General features: G+C 72.5%; 1 protein-coding gene. It reads left to right on the forward strand.

Features of this window, described 5'->3' with window-relative positions; genetic code table 11:
• Positions 1 to 1,129: phosphopantetheine-binding protein (locus AB0J09_RS65440; RefSeq protein WP_360714651.1), on the forward strand; the 1,129-nt coding region annotated here is incomplete at both ends.

Below are 1,129 nucleotides of genomic sequence, written 5' to 3' on the forward strand. Positions count from 1 at the left end.
GGCCGCACCGGGCAGACCTGGTACCGCACCGGCGACTGGGGGCGGCTGCACCCCGACGGCACGATCGAGTTCCTCGGCCGCCGCGACGATCAGGTCAAGATCCGCGGCTACCGCGTCGAGCTTCGCGAGGTTGAGGCGGCCCTCGAAGAACTGGACGGCGTCGAACAGGCCGCCGTGATCGCCACCGGCGAGCGAACCGACCGGCGCCTGCACGCCGTCGTCGTCACCACCCGGCCCCTGCAGGACCTGCGCGCCGAGCTCGCCCAGCGGCTGCCTTCCCACATGCTCCCGGCCACCTTCACCCGCCGGACAGCACTGCCGCGCACCCCCACTGGCAAGATCGACCGGGCGGAACTTTCTCACGCTGCCGCCACCGCCGACCGGCTGGCGATCCCCTCCGCCAACGGCTCCGCCGGCATGAGAGCTGCCGGGCCCCTTCAGGACGCGCTACGCGCTTTGCTGCCCACCCCCGCAGACCTCGACGACGATCTCCTGGACGCCGGACTGACCAGCATCGACGTCATCCGCATCGCCAACGTCGTCGAACGGCACACCGGCATCAGACCCGACCTCGCCGCCTTCTACCAGGCCCCCACCCTTCGCACCCTGCTCCAGCACGCCAGCACCGCCCGCACAGACACCCGCCCCGCCGCATCAACCACCCCGTCACCATGGACCGCCCTGCCCACCCTCACCGACCCCGACGAGCGCGAGCACTTCCGCTCCAGCCGGCCCGCCTACCCACCTCCACCCGACCACCGGACCTTGCCCGCACCGCGCCCCTGCCCCACCTCATGCCGTGAGCGACGCTTCACCCCCCGCCGATTCAGCAGCCGGCCGGTGACCACCGGCCAGCTGGGACACCTGCTGGAGAGCCTGCGCCGCGAGCTGACCCCCGGGCGCAGCGGCTTCCTGTACCCCTCGGCGGGCGGGCTCTACAGCGTCCACCTCCACCTGTACGCGCCCGCCGGACGCGTGCAAGGCCTGGACGGCGGCCTCTACCGCTATCATCCCGACGCGCACGACCTGGCCGCATACGCGCCCGGCATCGCCCTCGACCCGGCAGCGGTGCACCTGGGCCGAGTCAACCTCTCCGCAGCCGAAAGCGCCGCCTTCACCCTGTTGCTGG

The organism is Nonomuraea sp. NPDC049784 (assembly GCF_040659615.1).
Taxonomy (GTDB): domain Bacteria; phylum Actinomycetota; class Actinomycetes; order Streptosporangiales; family Streptosporangiaceae; genus Nonomuraea.